This window comes from Senegalimassilia anaerobia JC110 (assembly GCF_000236865.1).
Lineage (GTDB): Bacteria > Actinomycetota > Coriobacteriia > Coriobacteriales > Eggerthellaceae > Senegalimassilia > Senegalimassilia anaerobia.
Genome location: NZ_HE611015.1, coordinates 334,798 through 337,084 on the forward strand (window position 1 = coordinate 334,798; position 2,287 = coordinate 337,084).

2 protein-coding genes are annotated in these 2,287 nt (G+C 53.2%); one reads left to right on the top strand and one right to left on the bottom strand.

The annotated features are described in order from the left end of the window. Positions 1-267: 267 nt before the first annotated feature. A complete protein-coding gene (locus tag SFHG_RS04765) occupies positions 268-1,233 on the bottom strand; it encodes a LysR family transcriptional regulator (protein WP_202898094.1) in 966 nt (321 codons plus the stop codon). A gap of 336 nt (positions 1,234-1,569) precedes the next feature. On the opposite strand from SFHG_RS04765, the gene SFHG_RS04770 reads away from it, so the two are divergent. After that, on the top strand, positions 1,570-1,989 hold the full coding sequence (locus SFHG_RS04770) for a PaaI family thioesterase (protein ID WP_042434406.1): 420 nt from the start codon (positions 1,570-1,572) through the stop codon (positions 1,987-1,989). Positions 1,990-2,287: the final 298 nt, after the last annotated feature.

The window sequence follows — 2,287 nt, forward strand, 5'->3', positions numbered from 1 at the left end:
CCCTCCAAAGCGATTTGATCGCAAGAACAAATTCACTTGTAAAAGAACCGCTCCATATGGAGCGGTTCTTTTATTGTCGCCAAACCAAGCATCACCGAACGCGTTCGCTCAACTGCATGAAAAGATGTGCCTCTCAGAGCTTTCCCGCCACGATCAAGCAAGTTCCTTAGAAGCAGCACCACCTCTTAAGCATGGATTCAATATCAAAAAAGGACGTCCAGCGAATGAACGTCCTTTTTCATGGCTAACTATGCACCAAACTACGACCTACAAGGTATCGGTACTGGGGATAGCGTCCTTGGGAGCCACCCAATCCTGCGAGAACTGGATAAACCGCTCGGCTGCGCAGCTGCGATACGCATCTCTTTTATATATCAAGTATATCGGATGGAAATCCTGGGGCACTTCTTCGATGCGAAGGAATCGCAGATGATCGAACGCCTTCAAACTGATGGTAAGCGTGGCCAAAGCAATGTCGTTGGGCATAGCGGAGATAATGCCTCCCAACGAGACCTCATCCTCGCAATCATGCTTCGCCGAAAGGCTGTACTCCATAAGCAGATCGTTGACCTCTTCGCCGATCGGCGTGCCTAGGCGATACGTATGAACGTCATAGCCGGAAAGCTCGGGGATGCCGATAGAGCTTCTCTGCGCGAGCGGGTTATCTTTGTTGACGACCACTACCAATTCATGGGAAAGCACATGCTCATAGCAAAGGTTCGGTTTGCGCTCCCCTGCTGCGGCGAACACCACATCGTATTTATCGTTCTCCAGGCCTTCGACAAGAGGAACACTGAAGCCCTGGAACATATTGAGCTTGACTTCCTGACCATAATTCGCAGAAAAGTCATGGAACAGCGGTGGTAGGTAGTCACCCTGCACGGTGAGCACCGCGCCGACGTTGACCGTGCCCCCCAGCTTGCCGTTGAACTCCTGCGCAAGCTCGACGCCCTTGTCGATTTCACGAAGGCCACGTTTAACGTACGTGGCGAATTCCTTGCCGAACGGCGTAAGCCGCATACGGCGACCTTCACGCTCGAAGAGCTGCACACCCAATTCGGTCTCAAGCGATTTAATCGCATGAGACAACGAGGGCTGGGTGATATAAAGCTCTTTTGCTGCTTTGGAAAAGTGCTCCAACTCCGAAAGCTTAGAAAAATAGTACAGCTGAGACAGGTTCATCGGTAAACTCCGTTCCCTTGCGAACAGCTTGTTCCCTACGAGGATCTCCACCCCACTCCAAAGTGGCCTTAGCGACCCAACGCCTATCGATTATACGAAAATGTATGGGTCATTTCATCACTTTCCAACCGATTTATATTCACGAAATGAATATATCAGAACAGCCCACATTCAGCTTAATCTTATGGACCTACTATGCTTCAAATGCCATTATGCCTGATAGATCAACTATTATGCTGTGTCAACGCACATATGGGAACTATAAGGGAGGGCAAGAGCGGTGCCAATAGTCCCAGTTTTGCACAGTTTTGCGATATCAGCCATCTTCTTGCACTTCTTAGCGGGGTAAGCTTCCTAACGAAATACCCCACGATCGAGGAGGACCCCATGACAGAACTCACCCCACAGCTGGTCGAAGGCCTTATGAACAATGTGCCGCCGCAACAGGATTTCCGTCAAGCGGTGACCATCATCAGCTCCGATCCCGGCAGCGTCGTGTATCAGATCGAGGTGCCTCAAGACCAAAGCAACTATCATGGCACCATTTTCGGCGGGTTCGTCAACTGCATGCTGGAAGCCGCCGCAGGCATGGCCACATATGCATACGGCATGAACAACGTGGCCATCAGCTGCGCCACGAACTTCATCCGCGCCGTCAAGCCGCAGCTTCTGACCGTAAGCGCCCACACCACGCACAAAGGCCGCACCACCACGGTTTGCCATGTGGATATCAAAACGCCCGAAGGCAAGCTGGTGGCCGAGAGCACCTTTACGATGTTCCTTCTGGGGCCGCTAGAGTCCGCCTAAGCGCCCTTTCCATCAGTTGCCGGCAAAACCGCGGAAGCCCCTTCCAAACCGCCGGTGACGAATCTCAACCACCCCAAACGCAAAGAGAGGGAGGGCCCGAAGGTCCTCCCTCTCTTGCTATGCTCCCCTGTTGCCAGGGGGTATGTTAGGCCACTACTAGCCCAAGCGGTACTCGATGCCCATCGTCGGGCCGGGGTTGACCCACTTCTTGACGATGGTGCCCTCGCAGGCGATGCGGCAGGTGCCGCACTCCAGGCAGCCGGCGTAGTCGAAGGACTTCGCGCCGTCCTCGTCGATC

What these genes read in the sequence shown, in the direction of transcription:
- SFHG_RS04770 (WP_042434406.1), top strand. Translation starts at nt 1,570, where the DNA reads ATGACAGAACTCACCCCACAGCTGGTCGAAGGCCTTATGAACAATGTG.